Below are 18,262 nucleotides of genomic sequence, written 5' to 3'. Positions count from 1 at the left end.
TCAGTGCGGCGGTCGAGCTGGGGCATGTGCAACTTCCGGCTGTCGGGCGTCAGTTCGATCCCATCACCCGCGCTTCGGCGAAAAGTCGCCTGCGCGAAACCTTGCAGGGCACGGCCGGTGTCCATAACCTGACTCGCCAGTAACTCTGCACAGTGGGAGCGTCTTCTGCGCAATTCCCCCTCATGCGACGCCAGTTCCCACACACTCTCCGCATCGACGTCACTCACGCCACTCCTCACAAGGGGACACACCATGAAGGATGCGCACGGCAGAAAGCTGACGGGACGCACGAGTTGGCGGAAGTTCGCCGTTCTCGCCGTGCCGGGCTTCGCCGCCACAGCCGCGTTGGCCATCGCCCTCGCCAACGGCGCGCTCGCCGCCTCGTTCGCCGTATCGGGACAGCAGTTCAAGGTGTCCGCGGACAGCCTGGACGGCGACGGCTTCGCGCAGTACGGCAGCGTCGACCGCAACGCCAGGGGGGAACTGATCCCCGTGGCCGTCACCGCCATCAAGACCGCCGAGATGAACAGCCTCTGCCAGTCCGTGGTCACCAAGCTGCCGGTCATCGGCAGCATTTCGCTGAACCTCACCGCCGGTACGGGCAAGAAGCCCGTGCAGGCCACCGACCTCTTCGTCGACGCCACCCAGCTCTCCGGCAGCGCCTCCTTCAACAACATCGAGATCGGGCGCGACGCCTCCACCCTCGACAAGGGCCCCAAGGACGGACGCGGCCTCCAGGACCTCTTCGGGCAGCAGGCCGACGACGTCCACATCGACAAGCTGAGGCAGACCGCCTGGGCCACCAACGCCGGGAAGTTCAGGCTCGCCGACCTGAGCATGAAGGTGAAGAAGGGCACCGAGGAATGCTTCTGATCCGGAGCCGTTGGCGCGGCTGGCGCCGTGGCCGGCCGTTCTGGGGCGGCCTGCTTACCGTCCTGTCGGGCGTGGAGATCGGCGTGATCCCGCTGGCCCCGATGGAGGTGATGCTGCATCAGGGAACCGCCGGCATCCCCACGGTGGTCCTCGCCCTGATCATCGTCATCCTGGGGCTCAGCGCCTGGTTCGCGCCCAAGTACCGGGGGCTCGCGGGCATTCTCACCGTCGTGCTGGCGTCGGCGGCGCTCGTACTGTCCAACCTGGGCGGCTTCATGATCGGCACGCTGCTCGGAGTGTTCGGCGGTGCCCTGATCTTCGCCTGGCGGCCCGTGCCGGTCGCCTCTCCCGAGGAGCCCCCCGCTCCCGAACCGGCTGCTTCTCCCGAACCGGCCGCTTCTCCCGAACCGGTCGCCGCCGGCCGGGACTTCGGACACGGGAGCAGCGCACCGGCACCCCAGGAGGCCCCGGAGGGCGGGGAGGCCGCGCCGCCGAGGAACAACCAGGCCCACGCCGAGGAGAGTTGGGCGGATCAACTCCCCACCGCGAAAGCCCCCGGCAGGCAGAATCCGCCGGGCGGGGAGCAGGCGGCGTCCGGCACCTCGCTCGCCGCTCTCGCCGACGCCTTCTCCGTCCCCCGGCAGGACGACACCTCCCGGACCCGGGAACGGGAGTGAACACCTCAGTGCACATGCCATTCCTCACCCCTCACCCGTGAAGTGACAAGGAGCCGCATGATGAGCACACGCACCCCCCACGTCCGGCCGCTGCGAGCAGTTGTCACCGGCGCCGCCGCCGCACTGCTGCTGACCTGTGCCGCGAGCGCCACCGCGCAGGCCCGGACGCCCGCACCGGCACCGGCCGCGGAGGCGACCACCGTCACCCCCGCGGGGCACGACTACGCCGCGACACTGACGGGCGAGGCCACGTTCACCGCCGGATCGGTGACCGTGACCTGCACCGTCTCCGAAGCCACGGGGCAGATCCCGGCCGCACCGGACAACCACAACGACGCCGGGCCGGTCACCTCCGGCATCAACGCGCCGACGTACGACTCGTGCACCGCCAGCCTGCCGGGCGTCGAGGCCGAGGTGACCACCACCGGGGACTGGACGGTCTCCATGCAGAACGGTTCGCCGAGCACCGCCGGACTCACCATGCCCCAGGGCGGATTCGTGCTGCAGACCAGCGGTCTCGCGGAGTGCACCGTGACCGCCGCGCCCGATGAGGCGGCGACGGCGACGGGCGAGTGGACGAACGGCTCGCCCTCCACGCTGTCCTTCGACGCCGTGGCGGTGCCGGTGCAGGTGGAAGGCGGATTCGGCTGCCCGACCAGCGCCACCAGCTCCGACTTCGGTGCCACCTACGAGATCACCGACACCACCGATCCCGGCGCGGACGTGACGGTCACCTCCTGAGCCGCTCCCGCGCGGCACGGTCGTCCCGTGACCGTGCCGCGCAGGAGGGCCGCCCCGCCCCGGACCGAGGCGGCGCACCGTCCTTCTTCGCTGGGGGTGTGTGCCGGGCGGCCGACGGCACTGGAGGAGCCGACCGAGGCGCGGGACCCGTTGCCGCCCGAGCCCGTCCAGGCAGACCCGGACATGTATTCGCCGACGGCGAGGCCGTCGGCGCGGACCTGCCGTCAGGGCGCGGAGCGGTCCGCGGCTGACGACGGCTCAAGGGCTGAGGCCGCCCGACAGCGACCACACACTGAAGGCGGGGGAGCGCGGGCAAGCTCCACGAGGTGGCGGGACAGGTCACATCCACTACCCAGGGCGATTCCACGAGCCGCTCGATCCGTGCGGCCGTGCTCGCAGAGCTGGACAAGCTGGGGCGACAGTGATCTGACCCGGCGAGGAGTGCGGCCGCATGCCGTCCGCGGCCCACATGCAGCCACTTCCTCGCTGCCTCTTCGCCGAAGCGGCGAGGCGAAGTGCGAGTGACCGGAATCCCCCCGCCTACACCTGAGGACGGGAGCGCACGGCGTGGAACCGGTCACACGCCTGCACGGTTCGAGCGCGTCGGCCGGGAGTTGACGGCGCTGTGCGGGCAGCGGGCAGCGGCAAGGGTGACGGGCCGCGGCGAGAGCAAGCGCGTACTGCGCACGGCGACCTCACCGGGACGTCGTCTTGGCCCGCTGGGCCGCGTCACCACGCAACGGGTCAACCGATAAAACAGACAAAAAACTGTATGCTTCGCATTTCAGTCATCCGCTCCTGTGTCCGGAAGCCAGGGGCCCTGGGCCGGCCAACCGCAGGCACACCGATCGCTGCGTATACGCCGGCCTTCGTGACGTACGGCGGGAGAACAAGGCCATGACGACCACACTCATCACCGGTGCGAACAAGGGCCTCGGCTTCGAAGCCGCCCGACGGCTCGTGGCAGCGGGCCACACGGTCTACGCCGGGTCCAGGAGTGCCGAGCGGGGCCGCCGCGCCGCGGAGCAGTCGGGTGCGCGTTTCATCCAGCTCGATGTCACCGACGACGCCTCGGTCACTGCCGCGGCCAAGGCCGTCGAGGCCGACGGCGTCCTCGACGTTCTGGTCAACAACGCCGGGATCGAGCCGCGTACAGCCGATGGTGGTTTCGTCCCCGCCACCGAGGTCGACGCCGAGTCGGTGCGCACCGTGTTCGAGACGAATGTGTTCGGACAGGTCCGGATGCTCCACGCCTTCCTGCCGCTGCTGCAGCGCTCCGCCGCCCCGGTGGTGGTCAACGTCAGCAGCGGCGCCTCGCTGACGCGCGACCTTGCAGACCCGGACTCGCCTGCGCATTTCTACCCCGACATCGCTTATCCGTCCTCGAAGGCCGCGGTCAACATGCTCACGGTCCAGTACTCGAAGGCGTTCCCCGGCGTGAAGATCAATGCCGTGGACCCGGGGTTCACCGCCACCGACCTGAACCGCCACGCCGGGTCCCAGACCGTGGAGGAGGGCGCCGAGATCATCGTCCGGATGGCTCGGATCGGGCCCGAGGGCCCGACAGGGGGCTTCTTCGAGACCGGGGGAACCATCGCCTGGTAGCCGCCTCCAGGGCCGGCGCCCCGGAGCGGAGCACTTCCAGCAGGGACTGGAGCGGCAGACCGAGCGCCCGGGCCAGGCGAAGCACATCGAGGACCTTCCTGTGGTTCATCATCGGTCCGCGACCAGCTTCGCCCTTCAGGCGATCGGCCCGTCCATCACCTCCCGGAACGTCCAGCACCTGCAGTCCCTGGAACTCGTCGACGTGCAGCTGTTCGGCGGCGCCGTCGAAGAACTCGGCGACCGGGCGGCGCCCCTCGTCGACCGGGCAACGGCCGGAGCGCGGGAGCTCGGTGAGCTCACCGGACTCGCCGGAGCCTGACGGACGCAGGTCCCGCGACGGCAGTCCGGACCGGGAGCCGCCGCGCCGTTCCGCTGCCACGGCTGTCGATCACAGCGCCATCCCCTGCCCCGCCCTGCCCTTCCACGCCATGTCCGTCCGGGCCGGAGCGGAGAGGATGCCCAGCGGTGGATGTAGGGCTCGTCCCTCTCTCGCGCCGCGCGCCGCGGTGCTCGTCAGCGGCGCAGCAGGAGCATGGCGGCGTCATCCGTCAGCGGACCGCCGGCGTGCGCGACGACGTCGTTCCGGAGAGCTTCGAGGGCGGCGCGGGCGTCCGACGTCCGCAGGAGGGACGCTCGTTCCGCCAGTGGATAGAACTGTCCGGCGCTGTTCCGCGCTTCTGTCGTGCCGTCGGTGTAGAGCAGCATCTGGTCACCGGGCTCGAGCACCGCTCGGTAGGAGGTGGGCCGGTCCGCTGCGAACTCGGTGAGACCGAGCGGGAGTGCCGGTTCCTTCGGCTCCGCGAAGCAGGCGGTCCCTCCGCTGCGCACGATCAGCGGCGGCGGATGTCCGTGATTGATGAGCGTCACGGCTCCCTGCTCGCTCACTTCGGCCAGGACGACTGTCGCGAAGGCTTCGTCGGTCAGGTGCCGCCCTGCCGCGCGTTCCAGGCATCTGGCGACGTCGGCCAGATCCTCTTCGTCGTAGGCGGCCACCCGGTAGGCGCCGAGCACCACCGCGGCCCTCTCCACGGCGTTCAGGCCCTTGCCTTGAACGTCGCCCACGACGGCGCGCACGCCGGCACGGCACCGGACCGCCTCATAGAAGTCTCCGCCGACCTGGACATCCCTGGTCGCCGAGCTGTAGGAGACGGCGACCTGAAGGCCGTTCAGGGTTTCCGGCACTTCGGGCAGCAGGACTTGCTGCGCCACTTTGGCGACCACACGGGCACGGGCCAGCTGCTGTTGCTGACGTTGCCGCAGGTGCGTCGCCACAAGACTCGCGACGCTCGTGCCCAGGACGGCGACCAGGGCCGTGATGCCGCGAGTCGCCCCGAAGAGACCGTCGTACAAGCTGAGCAGGACGCAGAGGACCATGCTGAGCAGGCCGACACAGGCAGCGCGCCACAGTCCGCCCTTCAGGCTGGCGAACGCAGGGCCGAGAGCGAGCAGCGGGAGCAGACCGAGCGACGGGCCGGCGGCCAGGTCCGCCGCGACCGCCAGTCCTATGGACACGTACGGCAGGAGGAACAGGACGACACTGCCCTCGCTGAGTCTCACCGGCACATCTCACAGGAACGGGGAATTCGTTGCGGACTACAACACTCTAGGCACGGGCCGGCCAAGCAGCGGACGTACGGCTGCCGGTCGTGAGCCATTCGTTGCGAAGCATGACTGCCGACGGCACGGGGCGGGGAGGACCCCAATCCGCCCGGAAGGTCCCGCCACTGAGCTGACCTGCAAAAACGCCGTCCTCTACGCACGTAGAGCGACGGCGTCACAGGTGCCCCCGGCAGGACTCGAACCTGCGGCCAAGCGCTTAGAAGGCGCCTGCTCTATCCACTGAGCTACGGGGGCCGAACTCGGTCGCGGAGACGGGCGCGCCTCCGGGAGACCGTGGCCCGGTCAAGGATAGAGGTCCCCGTGGCTGACGCTGTTTGCTTCACGTCCGCGACACCATGTGGAGGTTCAGTGAAGCGCTCCCGATACTCGCAGGCCGGTGCCATTCGTGCAGCGGTTTTTGCCGTGTGCCGGGCGGGTGTTGCGCAGTCGTTATGGGTGCACCGGCGGTGAGCCCGCGCCTTGTGGGCCACATGGGGCGAATGGCTTCATTCACGCCCGAAAGCGGTTCTTTTCGTCCCGCAGGGCCGTGGATAGGCTTCAAAAAGACGCCAAATTTGGGCATTCTGCGCATGTGGCGATCTTGAACGTACGGCCCGAATTGCTCGACGCACTCACCGCTCTCCGCGAAGGCGTCGCCGCCGCACGCTATCCGCTTCCCCTCCCGGGCGCCGAGCGTGCCTGCCGCTCGCGGGACGAACTGCTCGCCCAGATCGACGACTACCTCATGCCGCGGCTCCGCGACCCCCAGGCACCGCTGCTCGCGGTGGTCGGCGGCTCGACGGGCGCGGGCAAGTCGACGCTGGTCAACTCGCTCGTGGGGCGCAGGGTCAGCGAAGCGGGGGTGCTGCGGCCCACGACGCGTACACCCGTGCTCGTGTGCCACCCGGACGACCGGCACTGGTTCTCGGGACAGCGCGTCCTGCCGCGGTTCGACAGACTGTGGATGCCGCGACAGGACGGGCCACCCGGCGAGTTCGACGGCAGGGCGCAGGGCTGCTCCACCGACGGGCTGACCGGCGCGGAGATCGGTGGCGACATCGGTGGCGACATCGGTGGGGACATCGGTGGGGAAGGGGCGCCGGAGGAGGCGGACGGCCGGCGCGCGGTGCGCATCGCGACCGATTCGGCGCTGCCGGCCGGTCTCGCTCTGCTCGACGCCCCCGACATCGACTCCCTCGTCGCACGCAACCGCGACCTCGCCGCCGAGCTTCTCTGCGCCGCCGACATCTGGGTGCTCGTGACGACCGCCGCACGGTACGCGGACGCGGTGCCCTGGCATCTGCTGCGTACGGCCAGGGAGTACGACGTCACGCTCGTCACCGTCCTCGACCGCGTCCCGCACCAGATCGCATCGGACGTGGCGCGGCAGTACGGATCGCTGCTCATCCGCGAAGGGCTTGCGGACGTACCGCGATTCACCGTCCCGGAGCTGCCCGAGTCGGCGGGAGGGTCAGGACTGCTCCCGGCCACCGCGGTCGCCGGACTGCGCAACTGGCTGACGCAGCGCGCCCTGGACCCGGCCGCGCGCGCGGTCGCGGGACGCCGCACGGCCGCCGGCGCGCTCGCCTCGCTCCGCGCCCGCACCACCTTGCTCGCCAACGCCTCGGCCGCCCAGCACGGCGCGGCCCTCCGGCTGATGGGCCACATCGAAGAGGCGTACGAGGCGGCGCGCGAACGGGTACGGCGGCACATCGCCCTCGGTGAACTCCTGGCCGGTGACGCCGGCGCGCTCTGGCGGGGCTTCCCGGTCGACAGCCGCGGTGAGGAGGTCCTGGACGCCTATGAGGACGCTCTGACGACCCTCCTCGCATCCGCCGTCGCCGCCGCGGACGATCGCGTCGCGGAGGCGTGGCGCCGCGAACCCGCCGTGCCGGACGGGGGGATGGCCGCCATCATCGCCGGCAGCCGGGCCGGAGGGCGCGGCCGGAACGGCGAGGACGCCGACGGCTGCGGGCGGATGAACCTTCTCGTACGGCGCTGGCGGCGCTGCCTCGAAGAGCTGACCGAGGAGGAAGCGCGCGCCGTGGACCACGGATTCGCACGGGACGCCGAGGAGGCTGCCGCACTGCTGGCCACGGCCCTGGTGGGCGGGGGGCACGCGGCGGATGCGTACCGGAACCTCGCGAACGCCTTCGGTGAGCCGAGCGCGCGCAGGCTGCGCGAATGCGGCATCCGGCTGCTGGCGACGTACGTCGAGAGGGCGCTCTTCGGGGAGCGCGACCGCCGGCTCGCGCCGCTGGACTCCCTGGAGACGGCCCCGGACCCACAGGTCGACCTGATCGCCGCACTGTCGGTGCTTCGCAAGGCGGAGGCCGCTGTGCTCTCCGGACCCGGCGCGCGGAAGCAGACGCAGGCACAGGCACAGGCACAGACGGAGACGCAGGCTCAGGCGCAGACGGAGAGGTGACCGAAGTGTCCACAGCGGGTGTCCGGACAGGCGGTTCGGCCGAGGAGAAGCACGCCACGTCCGAGGACGCGGAGCACGCGGACGGCCGGCTCGGCGCGAGGGGCGAAGAGGACGAGGGCAGTCGCGGCGGTGAGGCGGTCCAGGCCGCGGCCGGCACCGCGGACGAGGCCGGCGCGTGGGACGACGGACTCATCGCCCGAAGGGCTCGCGGTGCGGCGCCGGCCGGTGAGCGGCAGTCGTGGGCGCGCGATCAGGAGCTGTGGGACGCGGGTTCCGGCTCGCGCGCTGAGGCGGCCCTCGGTGCTGCCGGGGAGAGCGGGTGGGAGCCTGCCGGAGCGGCCGTTCCCGCAGAACGCCGTGCGGCGGTGTCCGAGTCCCAGGGCGCCCCCCAGGACGCCCCGGGGCGTGGCGGGCATGAGGAGCAGCGGCCGTCCGAGTGGCCGTGGGACCGGGAGCCCGGGGTCCACGGCCGCACGGCCGGGACGTACGGCGACGGCGGCGCACAGGGCCGGGACGAGAACGCGCAGGAGCGGCGTGTGGCCGCCCTGCGGAGACTTGTCGACCTGTCGAGATCGCGTATTCCCGCGGGCATCCTCGCCGAAGCCCAGCGCGTGCTGGACGCGGCGGGAGCACGGGGGCGGCTGCCGCGCGCGTACACGGCGGTCGCGATCGCCGGGGCCACGGGGAGCGGCAAGTCCTCCCTCTTCAACGCCCTCGCCGGTACGAGGCTCTCCCAGGCGGGCATGCGCAGGCCCACCACCGCGACTCCCGTCGCGTGCTCGTGGGAGGTACCGGGCGCCGGCCCGGCGGACGGGCTGCTCGACCGGCTCGCCGTCCCCCCGTCCACGCGGCGGCTGATGCGCCCCGAGTCGGACTGGAGAGGCAGGATCGACGCCTCGGCACGCAGTGAGCTGGAGGGGCTGGTGCTGATCGACCTGCCCGACCACGACTCGGCTGCCGAGGGGCACCGTGAGCAGGTGGAGCGGCTGCTGCGGCTGGTCGACGCGGTGGTGTGGGTGGTCGACCCGGAGAAGTACGCGGACGCGGTGCTGCACGAGCGCTACCTGCGCCCGCTGGCCGGGTACGCCGAGGTGACGTTCATCGTCCTCAACCAGACCGACAGGCTGCCCGGCGAGGCCAAGGACGCAGTCCTCAACGACCTGCGGCGGCTGCTGGACGAGGACGGCATGGCGCTGGGGGACCACGGGGAGCCGGGTGCGCGTGTGCTGGCGACGTCCGCGCTGGTGGGGGAGGGCATCGACGAACTCCGCTCCGAGATCGGCGGGTTCGTCGCCGGCCGCAGGGCCGCGGTGCTGCGGCTGGGCGCCGACCTGGACGCCGTGGTGGAGCGGCTGCGGCCGGTGTACGAGATTCCCGGCCCGGGACCGGCCGCGTACCCGCCAGCCGGCCTCACCGAAGAGGTGCGGGAGCACTTCGCGGACCAACTCGCCCGCGCCGCCGGTGCGGTGACGGCCGGGCAGGCGGCAGAGCGTGCGTGGCTGCGGAAGGCCGAGCGCGCCTGCGGCACACCGTGGGCGCAGCTGCAGCACTGGTACGACGAGCGGCGTTCCGGTCCGTCCGCCGGGGCCGGCGGCGCCTCGGAAGCGGCCGGTGACGCGGCCGGTGACGCGGCCGACGACGGGGCCGGTTACGTGGCCGGCGACGGGGGAACGCACGGCAGCGCGGGCGGCAGCGTGGACGGTCGGACGGCCGGTGGGCCGGCGGCGTCCGGTGATCCGCTGCCGCGTGTGGCACGCCCGGGCGTCGCGCATGCCGTACGCACGGTGGTCGACCAGGCGGCCGCCGGCCTTCCGGACGCGTGGCGGCGGTCCGTACGGGACGCCGCGTGGCGTGGCGCGGACGGGCTGCCGGAAGCGCTCGACGAGGCCCTGCGCTGCGAGGCGGCGCCCGGTGGCGCGGAAGGGGCCGGAGCGCCGGAGGACGCCAGGTCCCCGCGCCGTCCGGTCTGGTGGGCGCTGGCCCTCGTGGGGCAGCTGGGGCTGCTGGCCCTGCAGATTCTGGGCGCAGTGTGGGTGGTCGCGACGGCGCTGGAGGTCAGGTTCGGCGAGGAGTGGATGGGAGTGGCGCTGCTCATCGGCGGAGTGCTGGGTTCCTCGCTGCTGGCCTGGGGGTGCCGTTTCGCGGCCCGTGGTCCCGCGGCGGAGTGCGGGCAGCGGGAGGAGCGGCGGCTGCGTCGGGTCATGGCGGCGTGCGGGCAGGTACGGGTCCTGGAGCCGGTCGCGGCGGAGCTGCTCCGCTATCGCGAGGTGCGGGAGCAGTACGTGGTCGTCGCGGCGGAGACACGGGTGTAGGTCGCGGTGCGGGGCCCCGGGTGCCCGGGTGCCCGTCCCCGGTCCCGAGGCGTCCCTGTTTCCGGATGTCCCAATCCCCCTGGCGGGTGAGGGGGTTGTCAACAACTCTCCGGTACTGCCCAGCCCGGAGCGGCTTTTCGGGAATCGGTGCAGGGTGTCTCCGCGGGCCGGTGCGTGAGGACCGGCGGAGACGAGGGGGACGTATGAACGAGGCACATGTGACGGTCATGGGGAACGTCGCGACACAGATCGACTTCCGGACGTCGGCCTCCGGCGTTCCGGTGGCGCGGTTCCGGCTCGCCAGTACGGTGCGGCGCTTCGACCGGAGGACGGCGGGCTGGGCCGACGCCTTCACCAGCTTCTACACGGTCTGGGCCCGGAGGGCACTCGCCTCCAACGTCGCCTCGTCGGTGTCGCTCGGGGAGCCGGTCATCGTCACCGGGCAGATGCGCATCCAGGAGACCGAGCGCGACGGGCGGCGCTTCGTCTCCGCCGATCTGATGGCGTCGGGCATCGGGCACGACCTCTCCCGCGGTACCTCGGCCTTCATCCGGGTGGCCGTGGCCCGGTCCGGTCCGGGGGACGCGTCGGAGGAGAACGACACCGCCTTCACGGGCACTTCGGAGAGCGTTCACGGCGCCCCCACGGAAGCGGGGGTTCCAGGTCAGGCGCCTGCGCCGTGAACGTCCCGGTGCGCCGGATTCGCGGATAACGATTACGAGTCGGAACGCTTGTGCGGCCGGATCGGTGGGCATCGCGTCGCGCCCGCTCCCTACGATCCTCCGCATGGCTGACGGGGGTTCAGTGCTTTTGCGGCGTGACGACCGGTCCGGCCGCCCGGTCACTGCGGTGACCCGGAAGACCGCATCACGGTCGGACCAGTCCGCCCGGAGGGGAAGACCATGAGCTTTGTCCGCACGGCGGCGACCGCCGTCGCCCTGCTGTCCGCGGGGCTGCTGGCGTCCGCCACGGTGGCCGCTCCGGCCGCTGCCGCCGGAGAGCCGTCACGGCAGGGCGGAGCCACCGCGACGCTGGAAGGGCTGAAGACCTACGGCCAGGCCGTCGTGCGCCAGGACGGTGAGGAACTGACCACGGGCGCCGGCCTGTTCGAGATGGCGGTCGACGGCGGCGGTGCCCTGCAGACCTACGGCATCGACGTCGACAACCCGACGCAGCAGCAGGCCCGCTACGGCGAGACGGACTGGGAACACACCTCGCTGCACGACAATCCGGACGCCGGCCGGATCCTGTGGATACTCAGGCACTCGTACCCGCAGGTGAACGACCTGCAGGCACTGGCGAAGTCCTCCGGGGCCGGGAAGCTCTCCCCGCAGACGGCCGCGGCCGGTACGCAGGTCGCCATCTGGAGGTACTCGGACGGCGCCGGAGGCGAGGGGGATGTGGAGGTCAGCGCGCTCGACCCGGCCGCCGAGAAGCTCGCCGACCATCTGCACCGCGAGGCACGGACCGCGGCCGAGCCGAGGGCGTCGCTCTCCCTCTCACGCGCGGAGGTCTCCGGGAGGCCCGGTGAGCGCCTGGGCCCAGTGACCGTACGCACCGGCGCCGCGGGCGTGGCCGTCGCCCCGGCCGCCGGCTCCGGACCGCAGGGCCTGCGGATCGTGGACGCCGACGGTCAGCCGGTCACGGAGGCGAAGGACGGGGCGCGGCTCTACTTCGAGGTACCGGACGAGGCCGGGGAGTCCGGTTCGGGTTCGCTGGCCGTGCAGGCCGCTACCAAGGTCTCGGTGGGCCGCGCCTTCACGGGCCTGGGCAGCCACGGGAGGAGTCAGGCTCAGATACTCGCGGGGTCCAGCCAGTCCACTGTCTCGGCCACCGCGACGGTCAACTGGGCGAAGGGCGGGGCGATACCCGCCGTCACGGCTGAGAAGGACTGCGCCGGGGGAGGCGTCACCGTCACCGTCACCGACGCCGGAGAGCGGGGGTCCCGGTTCCGTCTCGCGGGGGAGGAGTACGAGGTCGGGGCGGGAGACACCCGTGCGGTGACCGTGCCGGTCGGCGAGGACCGGGCATACAGCCTTCCCGTCAGCGGACCGGGAGGGCTGAGCAAGAGCTTCACCGGCGTCCTGGACTGCGCGACCAGGAGCGCGGTGGACAGCGGGGAGAGCGAGGGGGTGACTCCGCAGTCCCACCCGGCTGCGGCGGGCGGCGGCGAGGGAGCCCCGGACGCCGTGGACGGCGGCGGTGACCTGGCGGAGACGGGGACGAGCAACACGCCGCTGATCCTCGGGGTCGCGGTCGCGCTGGTGCTCATCGGCGCACTGGCCATGGTCGCCGTACGCAGGAACCGGCCGGGGAAGGATGCGGACGGGGGGGGCGGCCGGGCGAGCCCGGCGACTCCGGAGGGAGGGAGCGGTAGCGGGGAGTACCCGCCCGGCCACGGGGCGGTATCCGTGCCGCCGCCCGCCCCGTTTCGGACTCGGGGGTGACGTGCGGCAAGATGGTCGTGTCCGCCCATGCGGCGCGGCCGCACTTCGACACACCTACTGACTGCCGGACGGTTCCTCTTGGCTGAGTACATCTACACCCTTCGTAAGGCGCGCAAGGCACACGGCGACAAGGTGATCCTCGACGACGTCACCCTGAGCTTCCTGCCCGGCGCGAAGATCGGTGTCGTGGGACCCAACGGCGCCGGCAAGTCGACGGTGCTGCGCATCATGGCCGGGCTCGACCAGCCCTCGAACGGTGACGCGCAGCTCACGCCGGGCCACAGCGTCGGCATCCTGCAGCAGGAGCCGCCGCTGGACGAGTCGAAGACCGTCCTGGAGAACGTCGAGGCCGGTGTCGCGGAGACGAAGGCGAAGCTCGACCGGTTCAACGAGATCGCCGAGCAGATGGCGACCGACTACTCGGACGAACTGCTGGAGGAGATGGGCAAGCTGCAGGAGCAGCTGGACCATGCGGGCGCCTGGGACCTCGAGTCCCAGCTCGAACAGGCCATGGACGCCCTCGGCTGCCCGCCCGGCGACTGGCCGGTCACCACCCTCTCCGGCGGTGAGCGCCGCCGCGTCGCGCTGTGCAAGCTCCTGCTCGAACAGCCCGATCTGCTCCTCCTCGACGAGCCCACCAACCATCTGGACGCCGAGTCCGTCCAGTGGCTCGAACAGCACCTGGCGCAGTACGCGGGAACCGTCGTCGCCATCACCCACGACCGGTACTTCCTTGACAACGTCGCCGGCTGGATCATGGAGCTGGACCGGGGCCGTGCCATCGGCTACGAGGGCAACTACTCCACCTACCTGGAGAAGAAGCAGGCCCGTCTGAAGGTCGAGGGCCAGAAGGACGCCAAGCGCCAGAAGAGGCTCAAGGACGAACTGGAGTGGGTGCGCTCCAGCGCCAAGGGACGGCAGGCCAAGTCCCGGGCGAGGCTGACGCGTTACGAGGAGATGGCCGCGGAGGCCGAGAAGACCCGGAAGCTGGACTTCGAGGAGATCCAGATCCCGCCGGGCCCGCGTCTGGGCAACGTCGTCGTGGAGGTCGAGCACCTCAGCAAGGCGTTCGGGGACAAGGTCCTCATCGACGACCTCTCCTTCTCGCTGCCGCGCAACGGCATCGTCGGAGTGATCGGGCCGAACGGAGCGGGCAAGACCACGCTGTTCAAGATGATCCAGGGCATGGAGGAGCCGGACTCCGGCACCATCAAGGTCGGTGACACGGTCAAGGTCTCCTACGTCGACCAGAGCCGGGAGAACATCGACGGGAAGAAGACGCTGTGGGCCGTCGTCTCCGACGAACTGGACTACATCAACGTCGGCCAGGTCGAGATGCCTTCACGTGCCTACGTCTCCGCGTTCGGGTTCAAGGGCCCGGACCAGCAGAAGCCCGCGGGCGTGCTCTCCGGCGGTGAGCGAAACCGGCTGAACCTGGCCCTGACCCTGAAGCAGGGCGGCAACCTGCTCCTCCTCGACGAGCCGACCAACGACCTCGACGTCGAGACCCTCTCGTCGCTGGAGAACGCGCTGCTGGACTTCCCCGGCTGCGCCGTGGTCGTCTCCCACGACCGCTGGTTCCTGGACCGCGTCGCGACGCACATCCTCGCCTACGAGGGTGAGTCCAAGTGGTTCTGGTTCGAGGGCAACTTCGAGTCCTACGAGAAGAACAAGGTCCAGCGACTGGGGCCGGACGCCGCGCGGCCGCACCGCGCGACCTACAAGAAGCTCACCCGAGGCTGAGGCGGGGCGGACCGGAACTGTGCGTCACACATACCAGTGCCCGCTGCGCTGGTCGGACATGGATGCCTACGGGCACGTCAACAACGTCGTCCACCTCCGCTATCTGGAGGAGGCGCGGATCGACTTCATGTTCCGGCTGGCCGGCGGGTCCGTCTCGTCCTCCGGGTCACAGCCGCCCTTCAAGGGCGGCTCCGTGGTGGCCCGTCACGAGATCGACTACCTGCGTCCGCTCTTCCACAGGTACGAGCCGGTCACGGTCGAGACGTGGGTGACGAAGCTCAACGCCGCCTCGACCACTCTCGCGTACGAGATCAAGGACGCCGGGACGGTCTACGTACGGGCCACGACCGTGATCGTCCCCTACGACCTGAAGGAGGAGCGCCCCCGGCGGCTCACCGCTGATGAACGGGCGTTCCTGGAAGGCTATTTCGATGACAGTGCGGAAGCGCCTCGTATTCGCTGACCCCGGTGAGGCGGCGGGGCTCGACGCGTTTCTGACGCGTCTGCTGCGCTGGGAGAAGAACGCCGCCGTCCGCATCCAGGCGGGTGGCGGCGTGGCGGGCATCTTCGCCAAGCCCGCCCGTTTCGACGTGGTGGTGGTGCGCACCGGCCGGCTGCTGGAGCCGGCCGAGGTGGACACCACCGTCTCCGCGGGGGAACTCCTCGAAGGAGTCGACGAGCCGGCCGAAGCCGTCACGGTGCCCGGCCCGGTGACGGGACCGCCGTGGACCGGGGTGCTGCCGCCCCGCGGGGGCTGGCAGGCGTTCGCCGAGGTGCCCCCGGACGCGGTCCGCGCGGTCGCGGCCGCCGCCGTGTCCGAATTCCGGGAGCGGGCCGAGCGGTTGGGGTCCGGGCAGCGCACCCGGGAGACGCTGGATGCGATCGCGGAGGAGATCTGGTCACGTCCGCTGGGCAGGACAGAGCTGCCCCTGCGTGCCGCCCATGCGGCGCACGCGCTGGGCCTCCTGGTGGGGGACGAGCCGCTGGGGCTGCTGAAGGCCGGTTCCTGGCTGCGGCTGCGCACCCCGGGCGGGTCGGTGGCGGTGCGGGGGGAAGGGGACCAGGGGCCGGGGCTGAGCATCACGCCTGTCTGAAGGTCCCTGTGTGAGACCGGCGGTCACGTCCGCATGACACCGGGCGGTACGACCTTCCGGATCCCGCACGTACGGACGCGGACGGGGCGCCGGCCACCGGTGCAATCCGGCCGTCACTCCGGGGAGTTGACCATGGACCCGGCCGCGTACACGAGGTAGTCCCACAGCTGGCGCTCGTGCTCGGGCGCGAGTCCGAGGCTGTCCACGGCGTCCCGCATGTGCTTCAGCCAGGCGTCGTGTGCCGCTCTGTCGACCTTGAACGGCATGTGCCGCATGCGCAGTCGGGGGTGCCCGCGGGTGTCGCTGTACGTTCGGGGGCCGCCCCAGTACTGGATGAGGAACAGCGTCAGGCGTTCCTCGGCCGGCCCGAGGTCCTCTTCCGGGTACATCGGGCGCAGCAAGGGGTCTTCGGCGACACCCTGGTAGAAGCGGTGCACGAGCCGTCGGAACGTCTCCTCGCCGCCGACCTGCTCGTAGAAGGTCTGCGTCTGCAAACTGCCGCGCGGAATCTCCATCACGCCTCCATGGTCGCAGATGCCCCGTCCGGGGTCGCCGTCCCTGCTCGGGCCCCGGTTCCCGGCTCCGGCTCCCCTCGCGGCTCCGCTCTTGCGCCTGTGGCCTCGCGTCCGTGGCGCCGGCGCAGGAGAGTGGAGGGATGCCAGGTCCCCCGGATCTCCTCCGGCAGATCGTCGCGGGAGGCGCCCTCACCGATCCCGCGTGGCGTGCCGCCTTCGCGGAGGTGCCGCGCGCCCTGTTCGTGCCCTACTACTACGTCACCGCGCCGGGAGGCGGTCAGGAACGGCTCTGGCGGTACGACCCCGATCCCGCGCGCAGGAGCCGCTGGCTGTCCGGCGTCTACGACGACGTACCACTGGCCACCCGGGTGCGCGACGGTGAACTTGTCTCCTCCAGCAGCCAGCCGTCCCTGATGGCGCGCATGCTGGAGGCGCTGCGCGTGCGGGACGGCATGAACGTGCTGGAGATCGGCGCCGGGTCCGGCTACAACGCGGCCCTCCTCTCACACCGACTGGGTGATGCCCGGGTGACCACCGTCGACCTCGATCCCGACATCACCGGCACCGCACGCGAGCACTTGGGCGCGGCCGGCCACCGGCCCCGTGTCGTCACGGGGGACGGTGCCCTCGGCGTCCCCGCGTTCGCGCCCTACGACCGTGTCATCGCCACCTGCGCCCTGTCGTCCGTGCCTGCTGCCTGGCTGGAGCAGTGCGTGCCGGGGGCGCTGGTCCTGGTGCCCATCGGCACCGGTCTGGTCGCGCTGGAGGTGACGGATGAGGAGGACGCCTCCGGCCGCTTCCTCGGCACTCCGGCCTTCTTCGTGCCGCTGCGCGGGGGCGGGGCGTCGGCGCCCGCCGCGTTGCCGGGACGCCACGGGATTCCCCGGCACGCACAGCGGCACGACTCCTTCCACTTCCTCTTCGGGCTGACGGCCGGGTCCATGGGGCAGAACGAGGTGTACGACCTCTGGCGCAGCGCTGGCCGTCCGGAGCGGACGCGCTACGGGGTGACCGTCCGGGCCGGGCGGCAGTGGGCCTGGCTCGACGACCCCGAGGGTCCGCACACCTGGCCGCTCGGCGGGGCGGCCTGACGCGGGTGCCTGACGCGGGTGACTGACCCGGGTGCCTGCCTCGGGCGCAGCCTGACGCGGGCGCGTGCCGCGACCGTCGCGCACCGCGTGCGGAGCGTGAGCCCGCTCCGCACGCCGAACCCCGAGGGCAGCTCGGTGAATCACGAAGATTGTGCGCATCGCGTGTGGTGTGTACCGGGCGGAGGTGGCCTGCGCCGGAAGCCGGCCGGAACCGACCCCTCCAGTACGCCCCTGCGGACGTCTACGTTCGGAGGATGCTCAGCACCTGGCCTCTTCTCGCCCTCCTCGGCGGCATCGTGCTGCTGGGCGCGTCCGTCCAGCGGCTGGCCGGGATCGGCTTCGGGCTGCTCGCCTCGCCCGCCCTCGTGCTGCTCATGGGGCCGGTGCAGGGCGTGGCGCTCGTCAACTGCGCCGGGGTGGTCATCGGTGCGGCCGGACTCGCCGCCACCTGGAGGCAGGTGCGCCTGCGCACCATGGTGCCGCTGGTCGCGGCGGCCGCTGTCACCGTCCCGCTGGGTGCGTGGCTGGCTCTGCGTCTGCCCGAGCCGGTGCTGCTGACCGGCTTCGGTGTACTGATCACGGTGGCCGTGACACTTGTCATCTCCGGGGCGCGGCTGCGGGCCATGCGCGGTACGGGCGGTGCCGTCGCGGCGGGTGCGGCAAGCGGGTTCATGAACTCCGCGGCGGGGACGGGCGGTCCGGCCCTTTCGCTGTACGCCGTCAACGCGGGGTGGACGGCGCGGGAGTTCGTGCCCAACGCCCAGTTCTACGGGCTGGTGGTCAACCTGCTCTCGGTCATGGCCAAGGGTTTTCCCCAACTTGCCCGTCCCGCCTGGCTGCTGGTCGCGGTGACCATGGCGGCGGGCATCCTGCTGGGCGGGCTGCTGGCGGCCCGCACGCCCGAGAAGGGGGCACGGCGGGTGATCCTCGGTCTCGCGCTGGCGGGCGGTGTGGCCACGGCGGGCAAGGGGCTGTGGCTGCTGCTGTGAGGGCCACGCCGGAACCGCCGGCAGGGCCGGCGGCGTGTTTGGAGGGCGGAGGGCGGAGGGCGGGGAGCGGGCGCGGACAGATCCCGATCCGAACAAGATCCCCGCAGCGGTGGTGTGGCCGGCGTCGCCTGTGGCCATACTCTGGCGG

At 71.6% G+C, this 18,262-nt stretch carries 16 protein-coding genes and 1 tRNA gene; 14 read left to right on the top strand and 3 right to left on the bottom strand.

What is annotated here, in order from left to right:
• Nucleotides 1–252: 252 nt before the first annotated feature.
• The 5 genes from H343_RS0115270 to H343_RS0115250 all read left to right on the top strand — a co-directional run bounded on the left by H343_RS0115270 (nt 253) and on the right by H343_RS0115250 (nt 4,215).
• A complete protein-coding gene (locus H343_RS0115270; protein WP_037903850.1) occupies nt 253–873 on the top strand; it encodes a DUF6230 family protein in 621 nt (206 codons plus the stop codon).
• A complete protein-coding gene (locus H343_RS35585) occupies nt 864–1,550 on the top strand; it encodes a DUF6114 domain-containing protein (RefSeq protein ID WP_199778931.1) in 687 nt (228 codons plus the stop codon). The genes H343_RS0115270 and H343_RS35585 overlap by 10 nt, the downstream gene beginning before the upstream one ends.
• A 60-nt stretch (nt 1,551–1,610) precedes the next feature.
• Nucleotides 1,611–2,291 (top strand): hypothetical protein, encoded by a 681-nt coding sequence (locus H343_RS0115260; RefSeq protein WP_028431857.1) that lies wholly within the window; start codon nt 1,611–1,613, stop codon nt 2,289–2,291.
• Between the two features lie 897 nt (nt 2,292–3,188).
• A complete protein-coding gene (locus tag H343_RS0115255; RefSeq protein ID WP_028431856.1) occupies nt 3,189–3,896 on the top strand; it encodes an SDR family NAD(P)-dependent oxidoreductase in 708 nt (235 codons plus the stop codon).
• A gap of 100 nt (nt 3,897–3,996) precedes the next feature.
• Nucleotides 3,997–4,215: a hypothetical protein gene (locus tag H343_RS0115250; protein ID WP_028431855.1), complete on the top strand. Its 219-nt coding sequence runs from the start codon at nt 3,997–3,999 to the stop codon at nt 4,213–4,215.
• Between the two features lie 194 nt (nt 4,216–4,409).
• Here the strand turns inward: H343_RS0115250 and H343_RS0115245 are convergent, their stop codons facing one another.
• Both H343_RS0115245 and H343_RS0115240 read right to left on the bottom strand, forming a co-directional pair.
• Nucleotides 4,410–5,453, bottom strand: a complete 1,044-nt coding sequence (locus H343_RS0115245) for a PP2C family protein-serine/threonine phosphatase (protein WP_106958866.1) — start codon at nt 5,451–5,453, stop codon at nt 4,410–4,412.
• Nucleotides 5,454–5,677: 224 nt separating this feature from the next.
• Nucleotides 5,678–5,750: transfer RNA gene (locus H343_RS0115240), tRNA-Arg, on the bottom strand.
• 346 nt (nt 5,751–6,096) lie between these two features.
• Between H343_RS0115240 and H343_RS30820 the strand changes: the two genes are divergently transcribed.
• The 7 genes from H343_RS30820 to H343_RS0115205 all read left to right on the top strand — a co-directional run bounded on the left by H343_RS30820 (nt 6,097) and on the right by H343_RS0115205 (nt 15,519).
• On the top strand, nt 6,097–7,923 hold the full coding sequence (locus H343_RS30820) for a GTPase domain-containing protein (RefSeq protein ID WP_078505732.1): 1,827 nt from the start codon (nt 6,097–6,099) through the stop codon (nt 7,921–7,923).
• Between the two features lie 5 nt (nt 7,924–7,928).
• Nucleotides 7,929–10,235 (top strand): GTPase, encoded by a 2,307-nt coding sequence (locus tag H343_RS30815; protein WP_199778930.1) that lies wholly within the window; start codon nt 7,929–7,931, stop codon nt 10,233–10,235.
• Nucleotides 10,236–10,438: 203 nt separating this feature from the next.
• Nucleotides 10,439–10,918 (top strand): single-stranded DNA-binding protein, encoded by a 480-nt coding sequence (locus H343_RS0115225; protein ID WP_028431853.1) that lies wholly within the window; start codon nt 10,439–10,441, stop codon nt 10,916–10,918.
• Between the two features lie 219 nt (nt 10,919–11,137).
• Nucleotides 11,138–12,682 carry a thioester domain-containing protein gene (locus tag H343_RS30810; RefSeq protein WP_078505671.1) on the top strand — a complete coding sequence of 515 codons (1,545 nt, stop codon included), beginning with the start codon at nt 11,138–11,140 and terminating at the stop codon, nt 12,680–12,682.
• Between the two features lie 78 nt (nt 12,683–12,760).
• Entirely contained in the window at nt 12,761–14,425 is a 1,665-nt protein-coding gene (gene ettA / locus H343_RS0115215) for an energy-dependent translational throttle protein EttA (protein WP_028431852.1), read from the top strand.
• A gap of 58 nt (nt 14,426–14,483) precedes the next feature.
• Nucleotides 14,484–14,888 (top strand): acyl-CoA thioesterase, encoded by a 405-nt coding sequence (locus H343_RS0115210; RefSeq protein ID WP_051265344.1) that lies wholly within the window; start codon nt 14,484–14,486, stop codon nt 14,886–14,888.
• Nucleotides 14,857–15,519, top strand: a complete 663-nt coding sequence (locus tag H343_RS0115205; RefSeq protein ID WP_028431850.1) for a DUF8185 domain-containing protein — start codon at nt 14,857–14,859, stop codon at nt 15,517–15,519. Before H343_RS0115210 ends, H343_RS0115205 begins: the two co-directional genes overlap by 32 nt.
• Nucleotides 15,520–15,632: 113 nt before the next feature.
• Here the strand turns inward: H343_RS0115205 and H343_RS0115200 are convergent, their stop codons facing one another.
• Nucleotides 15,633–16,034, bottom strand: coding sequence for a globin (locus H343_RS0115200; protein ID WP_199778929.1), 402 nt, complete (start codon nt 16,032–16,034; stop codon nt 15,633–15,635).
• Nucleotides 16,035–16,174: 140 nt separating this feature from the next.
• On the opposite strand from H343_RS0115200, the gene H343_RS30805 reads away from it, so the two are divergent.
• Both H343_RS30805 and H343_RS0115190 read left to right on the top strand, forming a co-directional pair.
• Nucleotides 16,175–17,125, top strand: a complete 951-nt coding sequence (locus H343_RS30805) for a methyltransferase domain-containing protein (protein ID WP_051265290.1) — start codon at nt 16,175–16,177, stop codon at nt 17,123–17,125.
• Nucleotides 17,126–17,379: 254 nt separating this feature from the next.
• The gene (locus tag H343_RS0115190; RefSeq protein ID WP_028431848.1) at nt 17,380–18,114 is read left to right on the top strand and encodes a sulfite exporter TauE/SafE family protein; all 735 of its coding nucleotides are present in this window, start codon (nt 17,380–17,382) and stop codon (nt 18,112–18,114) included.
• The last annotated feature ends 148 nt before the right edge of the window (nt 18,115–18,262 follow it).

The organism is Streptomyces sp. TAA204 (assembly GCF_000424965.1).
This window is presented reverse-complemented; position numbering and strand designations above follow the sequence as displayed.

Excerpts from the sequence above, each read along its gene's own strand:
- H343_RS0115225 (WP_028431853.1), top strand. The coding sequence starts at position 10,439 with ATGAACGAGGCACATGTGACGGTCATGGGGAACGTCGCGACACAGATC.
- H343_RS0115190 (WP_028431848.1), top strand. The coding sequence starts at position 17,380 with ATGCTCAGCACCTGGCCTCTTCTCGCCCTCCTCGGCGGCATCGTGCTG.
- H343_RS0115210 (WP_051265344.1), top strand. The coding sequence starts at position 14,484 with ATGGATGCCTACGGGCACGTCAACAACGTCGTCCACCTCCGCTATCTG.
- H343_RS0115260 (WP_028431857.1), top strand. The coding sequence starts at position 1,611 with ATGAGCACACGCACCCCCCACGTCCGGCCGCTGCGAGCAGTTGTCACC.
- H343_RS0115270 (WP_037903850.1), top strand. The coding sequence starts at position 253 with ATGAAGGATGCGCACGGCAGAAAGCTGACGGGACGCACGAGTTGGCGG.
- H343_RS0115255 (WP_028431856.1), top strand. The coding sequence starts at position 3,189 with ATGACGACCACACTCATCACCGGTGCGAACAAGGGCCTCGGCTTCGAA.
- H343_RS0115205 (WP_028431850.1), top strand. The coding sequence starts at position 14,857 with ATGACAGTGCGGAAGCGCCTCGTATTCGCTGACCCCGGTGAGGCGGCG.
- H343_RS0115200 (WP_199778929.1), bottom strand. The coding sequence starts at position 16,034 with ATGGAGATTCCGCGCGGCAGTTTGCAGACGCAGACCTTCTACGAGCAG.
- H343_RS30805 (WP_051265290.1), top strand. The coding sequence starts at position 16,175 with ATGCCAGGTCCCCCGGATCTCCTCCGGCAGATCGTCGCGGGAGGCGCC.
- H343_RS30810 (WP_078505671.1), top strand. The coding sequence starts at position 11,138 with ATGAGCTTTGTCCGCACGGCGGCGACCGCCGTCGCCCTGCTGTCCGCG.
- H343_RS35585 (WP_199778931.1), top strand. The coding sequence starts at position 864 with ATGCTTCTGATCCGGAGCCGTTGGCGCGGCTGGCGCCGTGGCCGGCCG.